The sequence below is a fragment of the Mannheimia pernigra genome (genome assembly GCF_013377995.1).
GTDB classification, from domain to species: Bacteria; Pseudomonadota; Gammaproteobacteria; order Enterobacterales; family Pasteurellaceae; genus Mannheimia; species Mannheimia pernigra.
In genome coordinates this window covers 511,733-528,080 of sequence record NZ_CP055305.1, presented here as the reverse complement: position 1 = coordinate 528,080, position 16,348 = coordinate 511,733, and the positions used below count along the sequence as shown (strand labels likewise).

Sequence of the window (16,348 nt, the reverse complement as noted above, 5' to 3'; positions counted from 1 at the left end):
AGATCACTACGAAGGTAGATTTTTAATACTCCAACGCCACTCTCGCACTTCTAAACAACCGCATCCAAGCCCCATCTTCCGTCCAATCTTCGGGGCACCAAGAGTTGCTGACCGCTCGGAACACTCGTTCTGGGTGTGGCATCATAATAGCGACTCGTCCGTCCGTGTTGCCGATGGCAGTAATACCCAACGCCGATCCGTTCGGGTTGGCTGGGTATTGTTCGGTTGGGTTGAGATGGCTATCGACATATTGGGCAATGACCAAGTTCTGTTTTTGCAAGTTTTCGAGCTGTTCCGACCGCTTGAATTCCACCTGCCCTTCACCGTGGCTGACTGCAATCGGCATATGGCTGCCAGCTATTCCATTGAACCAGAGCGAGTTGGTGTCGTTGATTTTCACCATTGCGGCACGAGCTTCAAAACGTTCGGATTTGTTACGCACGAAGCGTGGCCAGTTTTCTGTGCCTGGAATAATTTCCGCTAGATTGGAGACCATTTGGCAACCATTACATACCCCTAATGCCAGCGTGTTCGGGTTAACGAAGAATTGGCTGAATTGATCACGCAACATTGGGTTGAATAGGATTGATTTCGCCCAGCCGCCGCCCGCACCCAGTACGTCGCCGTAAGAAAAACCACCGCACGCCACCATTGCGTTGAAGTCGTTTAGGTTGCGTCTACCAGAGATCAAGTCGGACATATGCACGTCAATTGCATTAAAGCCAGCACGGTCGAACGCTGCCGCCATTTCGTAGTGGCTGTTTACGCCTTGCTCACGCAAGATAGCGATGGTTGGTTTCGTGCCTTTGTTGATGAAAGGCAGGGCAATGTCATCATTCACATCATAGGTTAAAAACGCCGATAAGCCTTTGTTATTCGAGTCTTTTTTCGCTGCAAATTCTTGGTCTGCACACTCAGGATTATCACGCAAGCGTTGCATTTGGTGGGTTAATTCCGCCCAAATGCCTCGCAGTTCGGAGCGTTTTTGGCTGAATACCATTTCGCCATTTCGGGTGATTTCAAAGCCATCACCCTGTGCGACTGAACCGATATCGTAGGTAAGATTTGCAAGATTTTCCGCTTTTAATACCGCTTGTACGCTCTCTAAATCAGAGGTTTTAACTTGAATAACTGCCCCAAGTTCTTCGTTGAACAGCACGCCTAAGTCGTCTGTTCCCAAGCGGTCGATTTCAGCACGAATTTTGCAATTTCCGGCAAATGCCATTTCCGCAAGGGTCGTGATTAAACCACCGTCTGATTTATCGTGGTAAGCCAGTAGCTTGCCATCACGAACCAAGGTTTGTATTGCGTTAAAGAAACCTTTTAAGCGTGCCACATTCACCACGTCCGCCGGTTTGTCGCCGATCTGTTTATACACTTGAGCCAGAGCGGTCGCACCTAAGCGGCTGTTGCCTTCGCCTAAGTCGATTAACAGCAAGCGAGTGTCGCCTTTGTCGGTACGAAGTTGTGGGGTAACGGTTTTACGCACATCTTCCACACGGGCGAATGCGGAAATCACGAGAGAAAGAGGCGCAGTTACCGATTTTTGTTCGCCGTTCTCTTCCCAAGTGGTTCGCATCGACATTGAGTCTTTACCCACTGGGATTGTAATGCCAAGCGTTGGGCAAAGCTCTTCGCCCACGGCTTTTACGGCTTCATAAAGCCCTGCATCTTCCCCCTCGTGACCTGCTGCTGACATCCAGTTTGCGGAAAGTTTAATCCGTTTAATATCACCAATGTTGGTTGCAGCAATGTTAGTAATGCTTTCTGCCACGGCGAGGCGAGCTGAGGCAGCAAAGTCAAGCAAAGCAACAGGTGATCGCTCGCCAATTGACATTGCTTCACCGTGATAGCTGTCTAAACTTGCGGTGGTGACAGCACAATCCGCCACTGGAATTTGCCACGGACCGACCATCTGATCTTGTGCAACCATACCGGTTACCGAACGGTCTCCGATAGTAATCAGGAAGGTTTTTTCCGCCACCGCAGGCAAACGTAATACACGATGAAATGCCTCTTTGAGATCAATATCAGCGGTGACAAGCGGTGGATTTTTTACGGTTTTTGACGAAGCATCTCGTTGCATTTTCGGGGTTTTACCAAGCAGTACATTCATCGGCAAATCGATCGGCTTATTGTTGAAATGGGTGTCAGCAAGGGTTAAATGCTTCTCTTTCGTTGCCTCGCCAATCACCGCAAATGGGGCTCTTTCCCTTTCGCACAATGCTGTGAAAATGTCGAGTTTTTCAGGGGAAACGGCAAGCACATAACGCTCTTGCGATTCGTTACACCAAATTTCAAGTGGCGACATTCCTTTTTCATCGCACAAGATGTTACGCAAATCAAACTTACCGCCACGTTCGCCGTCGTGAACCAATTCAGGCATCGCATTTGATAAACCGCCAGCCCCCACGTCGTGAATAAATAAAATTGGGTTCTCCGCCCCCATCTGCCAGCAACGGTCGATCACTTCTTGGCAGCGACGTTCCATTTCTGGGTTTTCACGCTGAACCGAGGCAAAATCCAAATTCTCTTTCGATTTGCCCGAAGCCATAGACGAAGCCGCACCGCCACCCAAGCCAATATTCATCGCAGGGCCGCCAAGCACAATTAATTTTGCTCCCACTGGGATTTCGCCTTTTTGCACGTGTTCAGCACGAATGTTGCCAATACCGCCAGCAAGCATAATTGGTTTATGGTAACCCCGCACTTCCTCACCTGCAAAACTATTTACTTTTTCTTCGTAAGTGCGGAAGTAGCCAAGCAATGCGGGGCGACCGAACTCATTATTAAATGCAGCACCGCCAAGTGGGCCTTCGATCATAATATCTAACGCAGAAGCAATACGGCTCGGTTTAGAGAGCGGGTTTTCCCACGGCTGTTCAAAGTTTGGAATAACCAAATTTGAGACCGAGAAGCCTGTCAAACCTGCTTTCGGCTTCGCTCCACGCCCAGTTGCTCCTTCGTCACGAATTTCACCGCCCGAACCTGTCGCTGCACCAGGGAATGGCGAGATAGCAGTCGGATGATTATGGGTTTCCACTTTCATTAAAATATGCGCATCTTCTTGATGGTAACGATATTGCCCGTCTTGATCTGGAAAGAAACGACCAACGGTTGAACCTTCCATCACGGCGGCATTGTCTTTATAAGCGGAAAGCACATAGTCAGGCGTTTTCTCAAAGGTGTTTTTAATCATCTTGAACAGGGATTTTTCCTGTTTCACGCCGTCAATCGTCCAATCTGCGTTAAAAATTTTGTGGCGACAGTGCTCGGAGTTGGCTTGGGCGAACATATAAAGCTCGATGTCATTCGGGTTACGCCCCAGTGCGGTGAAATTTTGCACCAAATAATCAATTTCATCTTCCGCCAACGCCAAGCCTAAATTGATGTTCGCGTCCTCTAACGCCTTGCGACCACCGCCTAAAATATCCACCGAAGTGAATGGTTTTGGTTCTTGTTGGGCAAACAATTGAGCGGCATCGGCAGCGTCTTTCAGCACGGTTTCCATCATACGATCGTGCAGCAAGCCTTTGAGCGTGGTAAGTTGGGACTCGCTCAGCTCGGCAGAAAATTCAAAATAGTACACCACGCCACGCTCAATACGCTCAACCGCGTCTAAGCCACAATTATGGGCGATGTCCGTTGCTTTAGACGACCAAGAGGAAATGGTACCAACCCGTGGGGTCACAAATAATGCAAACCCCTTTGGCTCTTGCTCTTTCAATGTAGGTCCATAATGCAACAGTTCTTGAATTTTCGCTGTTTCGGCTTCAGCAAGCGGTCGATTTAGGGCAATAAAATGCAAAAATTCGGCATACACCGATTTAACAGGAAGTTGATTTTGCTGGAATTTTTGATGAAGTTGGTTTAAACGAAATTCAGAAAGGGCTGGCGAGCCACGAAAGATCTGCATAGTCATTGATGATATTTTCCTATCTAAAATGAAAATTTGTGCTGATTATAATTCATTACGCAAACGGTTGCTAGCATTGAAAAATAAGGGAAAGATAATTCTCTTCAAATTTATTTTCTAGCATCGAATAAATTTATTTGTTACTATCAAACAAATTCATTCAATACCAATAAACACTTATGATACTAAAATCCGATCTCCTTGATATAATTAGCATTCAGCAACAACAATTAGCCTTTCAACAAAGCTATCCTAGAGAAATGTTGCCACAACTGCGTTTTTATAACGAAATGGCATTAATTATTACTGGCATCAGACGTTGCGGCAAAAGCACATTGCTTACCCAACTTTTACAGCAACAAAATCTACAAACAACGCTGTTTATCAATTTTGATACGCCAAGGCTGTTTGATTTCCAATTCAGCGATTTCCGTTTGTTAGATGAAATCATTCAAGAAAAACAGGTTAAAATCCTTTTTTTTGATGAAATCCAAGTTATTGATCAATGGGAAATCTATGTGCGAGGCAAGCTCGATGAAGGGTATCAAGTGATTGTGACAGGCTCAAATGCCTCATTATTAAGCCGAGAACTCGGCACAAAATTAACTGGCAGGCATATTAGCAAAGAGCTGTTCCCTTTTTCATTTTCTGAATTTTGTGCGTTTCTACAATTACCGCAAAATGCGGAAAGCGTGGAGAAATATTTGCACAAAGGCGGTTTTCCACAATATTTGAAAACGCAAGAAAATGAACTGTTTGAACATTTAATCAACGATATTTTATACCGTGATATTGTGGTGCGTTACGCTATTCGGGACGAACAATCAATGAAACGGCTTGTACTGTTTTTAGCCGGCAATGTAGGGAACTTAATTTCAGCGAGTAAGCTCACCCAAAGTTTAAATGTAAAAAGCACCTCCACCGTGCAGGAATATTTAACTTACTTAGAAAACGCTTATTTGATACAGCTTATCCCCAAATTTGCGTACTCTTATAAAGCTCAGTTAGTGAACCCTCGCAAGGTCTATTTTATTGATAACGGCTTACAAGAAGCAATTTCCCCCTCTTTTACGGCAGATCTCGGTAGGAAATTAGAAAATGCCGTATTTTGGGCATTACGCCGCCAATATCAAGAGATCTATTATTACAACGAAAATAATAAAGAGTGTGACTTCGTGGTGTGTAAAAATGCTCAACCACAACAGCTTATTCAGGTTTGTTTAACGCTGAATGCCGAAAATCGAGAACGAGAAATTCAGGGTGTATTAGATGCAATGCGTTTTTTCGACTTTGATAACGGCTATATCATTACGTTAAACCAAAAAGATAAAGTGATCAGTGACGGAAAAACCATTGAGATTATTCCTTTTGCCGAATTTTTTGTGAATTAACGTGACATTTGCAAAAAAATCAGGAAATTTGACCGCTTGTAACAAAAAACGCCCGACTGAATTAAATTCAATCGGGCATTTTAGTCTTATTTAAGCATTAGAACGTGTAGTTTACACCTGCTCGGAATTCACGACCACGGGCGGGTAACTGGCTACGCTGAGCGTGAGATTTGTAGAGTTTATTTGCCACATTATCTACTGCGAGGTTCACATTCAAGCTATCGTTATTAAATGGCTTCCAGTTCACAGTAATATCAGTCACATTGTAACCGTCTTTTTGTGAGGCTTCAAAACGACCAATCTTAGGTGTACCATTGTCGTTTCTTACCAGGAAGTTATCCCCTGCTTTCACTTTTTCAACAATACGGTGGTGTACGCCAACTTCTACGTTTGGTTGCTCAAAGCGGTAGCTTAATGACGCCGTCCAAGTACGACCAATTGCTGTAGCATATTCAGGGTTGTTGCTTAAATTATCACCGTAGAATTTAGGTTTGCTGTGAGCAACGCCTACACGGGCAGTAAATCCACTATCGTGATAACCTGCATTTAACTCATAACCGCGGTTTTTGATTTTACCTGCGTTGATGATAATTTGAGAAGCCACATCGTGGCTGTTACGACCATTATTTGTGCCAAGTGCATCTGAGATATTTTGCCAGAAGTAACTACCGTCAAAGCTGAATGTACCGTCATTATAGTTGAAGCCGATTTCAGTATTGCGAGCTTTTTCTGCTTTAGTATTTTTACCAATTGTGTAGAAACCTCGACCACCACCGTGCGACAATAACGCATCTTGCATACGTGGGCTACGGGTTGCGTAGTTGTGGCTTGCACTTAAACTCAAGTAGTTGATAGGCTCATAAATGACGCCAATACTCGGATTAAATGCTCCATCACTGCGTTTTCTGCCATCCATACCTTTAAAGTTGAAATGATCATAACGAATACCCGTCGTTAAAGTCACTTTATCTACTGGTGCAGAAATGGCTTCTAAATAAAGACCTGTATCCACTTTCTCTTGATTTACTAATCTTGTATCAAATTTTGTGTGTGGTTTTACTTCTTGGTGGCGATAGTTCACACCATATTTTAGTAATACACCTTCATTTACTACTGAATCAAAGTTTAGATTTGCACCCGTTGTTACAATCTTATTTTTTGTGGTTTGCCCTTTAGGGTTTAGGCTAATCCGATTTTTGCCGACTGTTTTTTGACCCGCATAGAAGTTACCTGAATCGTCAGCAGAAACACGACCGTGAACCAAGCGATAAACATTAGCCGTAATTTCTTGAGCGAAACCTAAATTTTTACCCGTATACTCTAAATTAGTATTAGTAACCGATGTTTTGCGGTTAGCCGGTGATTGACCACTAAAGGTTTGAAATTCTTCTCGTACATTACGCACACCTTCGTGTTGTTCATTTAAGTGGCTTAATACAATACGATGATCACCTAACGTTGCCCCTAATTTTGCTAAATAGCTAATTTTGTTTAAGGCACTGCTTGCGACACGATTATTTTTATTAGCATCATCAAAATAGCCTCTACCACCTTGGTAATCGCTCTCTTTCACTTGATTTCCAGACACCAATACATCAAAGATTTCACCTTTGCCATACACAGTTGCATTGAAGTTGTGAGCATGGTTTGTACTGATACCAGTACCTAATTTTGCACCAAAGTTTTTCTCGCTATCTTTTAATAAATCACGAACATCTAATGTTTTTGCAACTACTGCACCATTAGTTTGACCAATACCAGCAGAAGCACTGCCTGCACCTTTTTGTACAGAGACGATTTTCACCAACGCAGGGTCTAACATATGACGACCTTGATGATAGTGAATTTGGCTGTCAGAGTACGCATTATCTACTTTAACATCAACTGAGTTTTGCCCCATACCACGAATGTAAAGATATTGAGATGTACCGTTACCGCCACCTAAGTTGATTGCAGGCTCATCACGCAGTAAACCACGTAAATCGGTTTGAGTGCTTTCATCTTTTTTCTGAGTCGTCACGATATTGCTTTTAACTTTTAAGCCTTGGTTATCTGTTACAGTAACCGTATCTAATACCGCTGTTTCAGCGAACGCATTTGCTGCGAACACGCCCAATACCGCAGCAGAAACAGGGAGTAATTTGAAGCTTTTCATTTTTGTTTATATTCCTTAGGTAAATTATTTAAGAGGATTACCTGTTTGATATTAAAAATAATTCTCAACATCAAAACGAAAGCGAATTTTACAGAGTTAAAATTGGTTGTCAATTAGTCTGAAATTAAATTTCAAAAAATAAGGTAGATTTTGTAAAAAACTCTCTAAATATGACCGCTTGTAAAACAAATGTGATCACGCTCTAAAAATCCGATTTATCCACTCGACAGACCGACCTACAAGCGGTTAAATTTATGTCTAAATTTACTAAGGACTATTTATGCAGCAACGACAAGATAAAATCATCGCTTATCTCGCCCAATTTGATGAGGCTAGCGTGCAAGAATTGGCTGAACATTGTTCAGTTTCTATTGAGACTATCCGCCGAGATTTAAATAGATTAGATAAAAACGGGCTGCTACACCGCACACATGGTGGGGCGGTTAGTCATAAGAAAAGAGATATCGGACGTTCATTTAGTACTCGCTTACGAGCAAATAGCTACGCTAAACGACATATTGCAGAAAATGTTGTCTCTTATTTACAACCAGAATCCGTGATTGCCCTTGATGCTAGCTCAACCTCTTGGAACGTAGCACAACGCATTCCAAATATTCCCTGTACGATTGTAAGTAGCTCTATGCGGATTATTCGCAGTCTTTCACATAAACCACACATTAGAACCGTTGCGACGGGTGGGATATATTCAGAGAAATATGATGCTTTTTATGGACCGCTTTCTGAGCAGCTATTATCTCGCTTGAAAATTGATATCGCGATTATCTCTTGTACAGGTATTGCAGACAATGTAATTTGGGAATCCAATGAAATTAATATTTCCTTCAAACGGAAATTGTTGGCAAATAGTAAAGCGGTGTTTTTGTTGGTTGATCACAGCAAATTTGATCGTAAAGACTTAATTCAAATGGAAATGCTCTCTTGTGTTAATAAACTGTTTGTCGATCAAATTCCCCCTAAGATTGTACAAAATTACTGTTTAGAAAACCAAATTCAACTCATTATCTAGTTATTTCTTCCTCCTCAATATGCCCGATTTTGCCCGAAAAAAGTAAAATCGGGCATATTTTTTTAGACTTTCAACTAAAAACTATCCAAATTTTGTGATCCTAATCACAAAAATTAAACGATTTTAGAATTTCTCTTCATCAGATCTATTGCCTGTGCATAATAAATTCATCAATACAGTTTTTAAACCCAATCGGGAGAACTATTTATGACAACGTTAAAATCCACCCCTGTTAAAATTGGTATCCGCCCAACTATTGACGGTCGCCGTTTAGGAGTGCGTGAATCACTTGAAGATCAAACAATGAATATGGCGAAAGCCGTAGCAAATTTAATTCAATCTGAACTCCGTCATCCAAATGGCGATGTTGTTGAGTGCGTAATTGCAGATAGCACCATCGGTGGTGTTGCCGAAGCAGCGGCTTGTGCGGAAAAATTCAAACGTGAAAATGTCGGTGCAGTTATCACCGTTACCCCTTGTTGGTGCTATGGCTCAGAAACGATTGATATGGATCCACATATGCCGAAAGCGATTTGGGGCTTTAACGGCACAGAACGCCCAGGTGCAGTCTATTTAGCCGCAGCTCTCGCAGGACATAGCCAATTAGGTTTACCCGCCTTCTCAATCTACGGCACTGAAGTACAAGAAGCTGGAGACCAATCCATTCCTGCGGATGTGCGTGAAAAATTATTACGTTTTGCTCGTACAGGTTTAGCGGTGGCGACTTTGCGTGGCAAATCTTATTTATCTATCGGCTCCGTTTCAATGGGGATTGCTGGCTCTATCGTAAACCAAGAGTTCTTCCAAAACTATTTGGGTATGCGTAATGAATATGTGGATATGACTGAAATTAAACGCCGTCTAGACCGCAACATTTACGATGAAGCCGAATTTAAATTAGCGATGGACTGGGTGAAAGTCTATTGCAAAGAAGGGGTTGATGTTAATGCCCCAGAAAACCAACGCTCGCCAGAAGAACGTGAAAAACTTTGGGAAGATGTGGTGAAAATGACCATCATCGCCCGTGATTTAATGGTGGGCAACCCACGTTTAGCTGAATTAGGCTACGGCGAAGAAGCATTAGGTCACAATGCCATCGCTGCTGGTTTCCAAGGGCAACGCCATTGGACAGACCATTTGCCAAACGGTGACTTTTTAGAAGCAATGCTAAATTCCACCTACGACTGGAACGGTGTGCGTCCGCCATACATTATGGCAACCGAAAACGACAGCTTAAATGGCGTGAATATGTTATTCGGTAACTTATTAACCGGTCAGGCTCAAGTGTTTGCGGATGTGCGTACTTACTGGAGCGAAGATTCGGTTGAGCGGGTCACAGGCTGGCGTCCGGAAAGTGGCTTTATCCACTTAATCAATTCAGGTTCAGCAGCGTTAGACGGCACAGGTCAACACACTGACAAAGACGGCAAACCAACCATCAAACCTGCTTGGGAAGTAACAGAAGAAGATGGAAAACGCTGTTTAGAGAATACACATTGGTGTCCAGCGGTTCACGAATACTTCCGTGGCGGCGGTTTATCTTCTCAATTCTTAACCAAAGGCGGAATGCCATTTACGATGCACCGCATCAACTTAATCAAAGGTATTGGGCCGGTGTTACAAATTGCGGAGGGTTGGTCTATCGACTTACCAGAACACGTTCACGATACCTTAAACAAACGCACCAACGAAACTTGGCCAACGACGTGGTTCGTACCACGCTTAACAGGCAAAGGGGCATTTGCTGATGTGTATAGCGTGATGGCTAACTGGGGAGCAAACCACTGCGTAGCCACTTACGGACACGTGGGTGCAGACTTAATCACCCTGGCTTCAATGTTACGCATTCCAGTTTGTATGCACAATGTGGAAGACAAAGACGTATTCCGCCCAAGTGCGTGGAATGGCTTTGGACAAGACAAAGAAGGTCAAGACTACAGAGCTTGTGCAAACTTCGGACCACTTTATAAATAAGTAAAAAAATCGCCCTCTCCCCTTGCGGGAGAGGAACAGCAACACAATTCGTTCAAAATGGTGTTGCAGGGAGAGGGAGAAACAAGCGGTCGCTTTTCTCTCACAATTTACCCCTCTCTGATTAAATTACTGAACGCAATTTGATCGGTCTCTCTCCCACAAGGGGAGAGAGTAAAATGAAGGAGATAAAAATGCCAATTTCCCTTATTTTTGACTGTGGTGCCACCAATCTACGAACTATCGCAATCGACCAAACAGGTCAAATTGTGGCGGCACATCACTTACCGAATAACACGCAGCCTGATGCGGAAAATCCTGAGTTTCACATTTGGGATATTGAAGAAATTTGGTCAAAATTAATGATTTGTGCCAAACAAACCCTTGCTCAACTTTCGGAACAACAACGACAACAAATTGTTGGGATTTCCGTCACGACATTTGGCGTGGACGGTGCATTTTTTGATAAAAACGGCAAGCAGCTTTACCCGATTATTTCGTGGAAATGCCCAAGAACCTTGCCAATTATGGAAAATTTCGCCCATTATATTGATGTAGAAGCCTTATATCGCCGCAACGGCGTAGGGCATTACAGCTTTAACACCTTATTCAAATTATTGTGGCTAAAAGAGAACAAACCTGACATTTACACCCAAGCAGAGAGCTTCTTATTTATTTCGTCCATTTTGACCTACCGACTAACGGGTGTACAAAGCACCGACCGCACAATGGCAGGCACCTCAATGATGACAAATATTGAAAACGACGCTTGGGATAACGAAGTGTTAGAGCTGCTCGGCTTAACCGAAAAACACTTCCCACCAATGAAAAATGCAGGCGAGGTTGTGGGAACATTAAAAAGAGAGATTTCCGACGAGTTAGGACTAAGCGGTCAAATTCCAGTGATTTCTTGCGGACACGACACCCAATTTGCAATTTTCGGTTCAGGGGCTGGCTACAATCAGCCTGTTTTAAGCTCTGGCACTTGGGAAATTTTAATGGTTCGCTCCCCCAAAGCAAAACCGCAACCGCAATTTGTGGAAAATGGCTTAACCATTGAGTTTGACAGCCAGTCAGGCTATTTCAACCCAGGTGTGCAATGGGTGGCTTCAGGGGTGATGGAGTGGGTTGGCAAACGCTTCTTCTCTGATGCGGCAGATACACCGAACTACTACGCCACAATGATTGGCGAAGCAACAGAAGTACCAGCTGGCTCAAACGGCGTGAAATTGGTCGGCAACTTTGACGGCACAACAGACCAAACAGGATCCATTACAGGTTTATCTATGCACACCTCTCGTGGCGAAATTTACCGAGCAGGTTTGGAATATATGGCTCACCGCCTAAAAGACGGACTGAATGTATTACAAGAAGTCAGCAACTTCAATGCGGAAAGTTTGATTTGCGTAGGCGGAGGTTCTAAAAATGCGTTGTGGAACCAAATCCGAGTCGATGTGCTAAATCGCCCAATTGATGTGGTGGATTTCCCAGAAAGTACGGTGTTGGGGGCAGCAATGTTCACCTTTGCTGGGGCGGGTGTATTTAACAGCCCAAATGCCGCACAACAGGCAATGAAGCCAAATGTGAAACGGGTTGAGCCATCAGCAAATAATCAATTTTATAGATAGCGTTTCCCGCTCTCTCCCACAGGGGGGAGATATATGTCCTCGCCCCTTGTGGGAGAGGGACAGATTTGAGGTTCGTTCAGAACCTCAAATCAGGGAGAGGGGTAAAATTAGATGGTATTTCTGCCCTATTCGAATTTAACCAATATGTTGAAGCCCCACTAGCAATTTACAACAGAGCGAAAGCCGCTTATGCCGTGGTGATTACCGGCGAGTTGGCGAAATATGGCAACATTATTATCAAAAAAGGCGTCACACCAGTTTAAGTACAAGCGGTTAAAAAATCAGAATTTTTTACAAAAACAAAATTAAAAGGAGTTCCAAAATGGAAAGACAACAACTGGCAAGACAAATTATTGACACCTGTCTTGAAATGACCCGAATCGGGTTAAACCAAGGCACAGCAGGTAATGTCAGTGTGCGTTATAAAGACGGTATGCTGATTACCCCAACAGGCACACCTTATGAAGAAATGACGGAAGATTCTATCGTGTTTGTTGATGGTAACGGTAAGCACGAAGAGGGTAAACTCCCCTCAAGCGAATGGCAGTTCCATTTGGCAGTTTATGAAGCTCATTCAGAGCTAAATGCAGTGGTGCATAACCACGCAAAAAACTGTGCCGCAGTTTCTATTTTAGGTGAACCCATACCCGCTATTCACTATATGATTGCGTGTACTGGCACCGACCACATTCCATGCGTACCTTACGCCCCCTTTGGCACCCATCAATTAGCCGATTATGTGCGAGAAGGAATTAAAAGCAGTAAAGCAATTTTATTGGCACATCACGGCTTAATCACTGCCGATAAAACCCTAGACAAAGCCCTAGGTGTGGCTCACGAAGTAGAAGTGATCGCAGAATGGTATCTGAAATTACTCGCTACAGGTAAAGCTATCCCAACGTTAAACAAAGAACAGATGGATATCGTATTAGAAAAATTTAAATCCTACGGTTCTTGGGTGGAAGAAAGGTAAGTTACAAGCGGTCATTTTTCACGAAAAACTAACCAAACAGAAAGGGCATTGTTTAAAAATGCCCTTTCTGTTTACAGGAAAAACACCCCAATTTGGAAGAGTTTTTCAATTTCATCGATCTGTTTTTTATCATTCACAAAAATAATGACTCGGTCATTTTCTTCAATTACTGTTGATTTATGGGCAATAATCACCGCTTCTCTACGAACCACCGCACCAATAATGGCACCTTGCGGTAACTTAATTTCTCGAATTTGTTTGCCAACCACTTTAGAAGAGGTTTCATCACCGTGAGCAATAATTTCTACCGCACCCGCCACGCCGAGTTTTAACGAAGACACTTGTAAAATATCGCCTTTTCGTACATAGCTAGCAAGGGCAGAAATCGTCGCTTGTTGTGGCGATATTGCAATATCAATCGTACCGCCTTGAATTAAGTGTAAATAAGCCAAACGCTGCACTAAAACGATCACTTTCTTCGCACCAAGCCGTTTAGCAAGCAAGGCTGACATAATATTAGACTCATCATCGCTCGTCACGGCAAGGAATAAATCAATATTTTCAATATGTTCTTCAAACAATAGCTCTTTATCCGAGGCATCGCCAGTTAAAACGAGGGTTTTAGACAGTTTTTCCGCCAATTTTTCAGCACGTTTTGGGTTACGTTCAATAATTTTAACACTATATTGATCTTCCAAATCGTGAGCGAGTGAGGAACCGATGCTCCCTCCGCCTACAATCATAATGCGTTTGTGAGGACGCTCTAAGCGTTGCAGTTCACTCATTACCGCTCGAATATGTGAGGTTGCACAGATAAAAAACACCTCATCGCCTGCCTCAATAATGGTAGAACCTTGTGGCACAATAGACTTGTCTTGGCGAAAAATAGAGACCACACGCACTTCAATATGAGGAAGGTGATCACGCAACGCCGAAATCGGGTAACCAACCAAAGGGCCGCCATAATAGGCTTTCACATTTACAATGCTCACTTGCTCATTCGCAAAGTGGGTAATTTGCAACGCCCCCGGATAGTGAATAAGGCGAAGAATATCTTTTTTTACTAGCATTTCAGGCGCAATAATATGATCGATGGGCAACACATTATCGTTAAACAGCAGCTCTTTTTCTCGCACATAATCCGCACTTCGAATACGGGCAATTTTAGTTGGCACATTAAACAGAGTATAAGCAATTTGACAGGCAATCATATTCACCTCATCGCTGTCTGTTACCGCAACCAACAAATCTGCATCGCTTGCCCCCGCCTCTCGCAATACTTGTGGCGAAGCAAATTCGCCTCGAATCACTTGTAAATCGTGCTTGTCTTTAAGTTTATCTAAACGAGAGGGGTCATTATCAATCAAAACCAAATCGTTATTTTCGCTGACTAAATTTTCTGCCAGTGTTGAGCCCACCTGCCCCGCACCTAAAATGATAATTTTCATTTAATTTGCCACTTTTTGTAATTTTGCGTAGAAAAATCCATCGCCACTATTTTGCTCAGGAAAAAACTGTTTCTCTAGCACTTTTTCGCCGTTAAAATCCATTTCCACTAATTTTGCAGTTGGCATTTCTTGTACAAATCGTTGAATTTGCTCACTATTTTCTTCGGGTAGCACTGAACAAGTTGCATAAAGCAAAATGCCATTGGGTTTTAGTCTTTCCCATAAGGCATTGAGAATATTTCTTTGTAGTGTTGCCAGCTCTGCAATATCGCTTTCTTGGCGAAGCCATTTAATATCTGGATGACGGCGAATAACGCCTGTTGCAGAACAAGGGGCATCAAGCAAAATGCGATCGAACATCACACCTTTTTCTAGCCATTCATCAGGTTTGGCAGCATCGCCACACATTATCTCTGCGGTTTGTCCAAGTCGGGCGAGGTTCTCACGCACGCGGTGTAAGCGGTTTTCTTCAATATCTAACGCCATCACTTTCGCCAGTGGCGATTTTTCTAAAATATGGGTGGTTTTTCCACCCGGGGCGGCACAGGCATCTAAAATCAGCTCGCCATTTTCTGCCCCTAATAATTCCGCCGACCATTGGGCGTGAGCATCTTGCACGGTTGCCCAGCCTTGTTCAAAATGAACAAGTTGATTAACAACAACGGGTTTGTCTAACAAAATCGCACATTCGGGAATATTTGCTGAAGTACAAGCGGTCGAATTTTCCGAATTTTTTGCAACTAAATCATTAAGCAGCACCGCATAATCTTTTGCTTTAATATGTTGCTGATTAACACGAATCCACATTGGAGGGCGTTGGTTATTTGCCTCAATAATTTCACGCCAATGAGGGTAGGCTTTTTTTAGCTTGTTTACCAACCATTCGGGGTGCAGGGTTTGCCAATGCTTATCCACTTTCGCCAAAATGCTTTCTTGTTCACGCAAAAAACGGCGTAACACACCATTTGTTAAAGCACGAAAACTATCCAATTTTAATGCTTTAGTCGCATTCACCACTTCATCAACCGCAGCGTGGGCAGGCACTCGCATATAAAGAAGTTGATATAACCCCACCAACAACAAACAATGCACCAAACGCGTTTTGCCTTTGAGCGGTTTTGCCACTAATAATTTGATGATAGCCTCAAGGCGAGGCAACACTCGGCACACCCCAAAAGTAATTTCTTGCACAAGCGGTAAATCTTTTGGGTTAAGTTGTTTTTGCGTGTCAAACATCAGCGTAGAAAGCGATTTACCTTGCTCAAGTACTTGTAAAAGAATATTTGCACTCATCGCTCGAGAAGAGAGTGCAGCAGAATTTTTTTTCATAAATAAAAATGCCATTCGGATAGAATGGCACTATTGTAACTGAATGCGTTATTATCTTAAAACTAAAATTGGTTTAGTGCTATTACGAGCCACTTTTACCGTATTAGAACTCAGCCCCTTCGCATTCGGCTTACTACTTGCAAGCATCAGAATTAAATCGACCGCTTTCTCTTCTGCAATACGACAAATTTCTTCATAAATTGTGCCATACGCCACAATGTGCTGCACTTTTGAGCCCGTAGGAAAATGGGCTTTAGTAAAGTCGTGCAATTTTTGATTCGCTTCTGCAACCACTTCTTTATCAAAATTTTTCGGCAAAAAAGCGGAAATCAAACTGTTATCTACTGGCTCAATAATAGAAGCCACACGATAAACCGCATTTGGATTATTTGCGGTTATCTGCAATGCTGTATCGACTGCATATTTTGCACTTTTAAGATCGGTTAAATCAATGGCAATAAGTATTTTGTTATACATAATTAAATCCTATAGGGAGGACATTACCTCCCT

Annotated in this window: 10 protein-coding genes and 1 pseudogene; 6 read left to right on the top strand and 5 right to left on the bottom strand. The window is 43.0% G+C overall.

What is annotated here, in order from left to right:
• Positions 1-22 precede the first annotated feature (22 nt).
• Positions 23-3,922, bottom strand: a complete 3,900-nt coding sequence (gene purL, locus HV560_RS02585; RefSeq protein WP_176812092.1) for a phosphoribosylformylglycinamidine synthase — start codon at positions 3,920-3,922, stop codon at positions 23-25.
• 173 nt (positions 3,923-4,095) lie between these two features.
• Between purL and HV560_RS02580 the strand changes: the two genes are divergently transcribed.
• Entirely contained in the window at positions 4,096-5,307 is a 1,212-nt protein-coding gene (locus HV560_RS02580; protein ID WP_176809397.1) for an ATP-binding protein, read from the top strand.
• A 97-nt stretch (positions 5,308-5,404) separates the two neighbouring features.
• On the opposite strand, the gene HV560_RS02575 is transcribed toward HV560_RS02580, so the two are convergent.
• On the bottom strand, positions 5,405-7,462 hold the full coding sequence (locus HV560_RS02575; RefSeq protein ID WP_176812091.1) for a TonB-dependent receptor domain-containing protein: 2,058 nt from the start codon (positions 7,460-7,462) through the stop codon (positions 5,405-5,407).
• A gap of 280 nt (positions 7,463-7,742) precedes the next feature.
• Between HV560_RS02575 and HV560_RS02570 the strand changes: the two genes are divergently transcribed.
• From HV560_RS02570 to HV560_RS02550, 5 genes and pseudogenes are all read left to right on the top strand, one after another.
• Positions 7,743-8,489, top strand: a complete 747-nt coding sequence (locus HV560_RS02570) for a DeoR/GlpR family DNA-binding transcription regulator (RefSeq protein WP_176809399.1) — start codon at positions 7,743-7,745, stop codon at positions 8,487-8,489.
• A 207-nt stretch (positions 8,490-8,696) separates the two neighbouring features.
• Positions 8,697-10,463 carry an L-fucose isomerase gene (gene fucI / locus HV560_RS02565; RefSeq protein ID WP_176812090.1) on the top strand — a complete coding sequence of 589 codons (1,767 nt, stop codon included), beginning with the start codon at positions 8,697-8,699 and terminating at the stop codon, positions 10,461-10,463.
• Positions 10,464-10,654: 191 nt separating this feature from the next.
• Positions 10,655-12,088, top strand: coding sequence for an L-fuculokinase (fucK, locus tag HV560_RS02560; protein WP_176812089.1), 1,434 nt, complete (start codon positions 10,655-10,657; stop codon positions 12,086-12,088).
• 107 nt (positions 12,089-12,195) lie between these two features.
• Positions 12,196-12,351: pseudogene (locus tag HV560_RS10330) on the top strand (RbsD/FucU domain-containing protein); the annotation flags it as partial.
• Positions 12,352-12,410: 59 nt separating this feature from the next.
• Complete coding sequence (locus tag HV560_RS02550) at positions 12,411-13,061, top strand: L-fuculose-phosphate aldolase (RefSeq protein ID WP_176807836.1); 651 nt, start codon at positions 12,411-12,413, stop codon at positions 13,059-13,061.
• Positions 13,062-13,132: 71 nt separating this feature from the next.
• Here HV560_RS02550 and trkA read toward each other — a convergent pair whose 3' ends face one another.
• Genes trkA through HV560_RS02535 form a run of 3 tightly spaced genes read right to left on the bottom strand, consistent with a single transcriptional unit; the run spans position 13,133 to position 16,315 of the window.
• Positions 13,133-14,509: a Trk system potassium transporter TrkA gene (gene trkA / locus HV560_RS02545; protein WP_176807835.1), complete on the bottom strand. Its 1,377-nt coding sequence runs from the start codon at positions 14,507-14,509 to the stop codon at positions 13,133-13,135.
• Entirely contained in the window at positions 14,510-15,838 is a 1,329-nt protein-coding gene (gene rsmB, locus HV560_RS02540) for a 16S rRNA (cytosine(967)-C(5))-methyltransferase RsmB (protein ID WP_176812088.1), read from the bottom strand.
• 51 nt (positions 15,839-15,889) lie between these two features.
• Positions 15,890-16,315 carry a universal stress protein gene (locus HV560_RS02535; RefSeq protein ID WP_176807833.1) on the bottom strand — a complete coding sequence of 142 codons (426 nt, stop codon included), beginning with the start codon at positions 16,313-16,315 and terminating at the stop codon, positions 15,890-15,892.
• Positions 16,316-16,348: the final 33 nt, after the last annotated feature.

Excerpts from the sequence above, each read along its gene's own strand:
- purL (WP_176812092.1), bottom strand. The coding sequence starts at position 3,922 with ATGACTATGCAGATCTTTCGTGGCTCGCCAGCCCTTTCTGAATTTCGT.
- HV560_RS02580 (WP_176809397.1), top strand. The coding sequence starts at position 4,096 with ATGATACTAAAATCCGATCTCCTTGATATAATTAGCATTCAGCAACAA.
- HV560_RS02575 (WP_176812091.1), bottom strand. The coding sequence starts at position 7,462 with ATGAAAAGCTTCAAATTACTCCCTGTTTCTGCTGCGGTATTGGGCGTG.
- HV560_RS02570 (WP_176809399.1), top strand. The coding sequence starts at position 7,743 with ATGCAGCAACGACAAGATAAAATCATCGCTTATCTCGCCCAATTTGAT.
- fucI (WP_176812090.1), top strand. The coding sequence starts at position 8,697 with ATGACAACGTTAAAATCCACCCCTGTTAAAATTGGTATCCGCCCAACT.
- fucK (WP_176812089.1), top strand. The coding sequence starts at position 10,655 with ATGCCAATTTCCCTTATTTTTGACTGTGGTGCCACCAATCTACGAACT.
- HV560_RS02550 (WP_176807836.1), top strand. The coding sequence starts at position 12,411 with ATGGAAAGACAACAACTGGCAAGACAAATTATTGACACCTGTCTTGAA.
- trkA (WP_176807835.1), bottom strand. The coding sequence starts at position 14,509 with ATGAAAATTATCATTTTAGGTGCGGGGCAGGTGGGCTCAACACTGGCA.
- rsmB (WP_176812088.1), bottom strand. The coding sequence starts at position 15,838 with ATGAAAAAAAATTCTGCTGCACTCTCTTCTCGAGCGATGAGTGCAAAT.
- HV560_RS02535 (WP_176807833.1), bottom strand. The coding sequence starts at position 16,315 with ATGTATAACAAAATACTTATTGCCATTGATTTAACCGATCTTAAAAGT.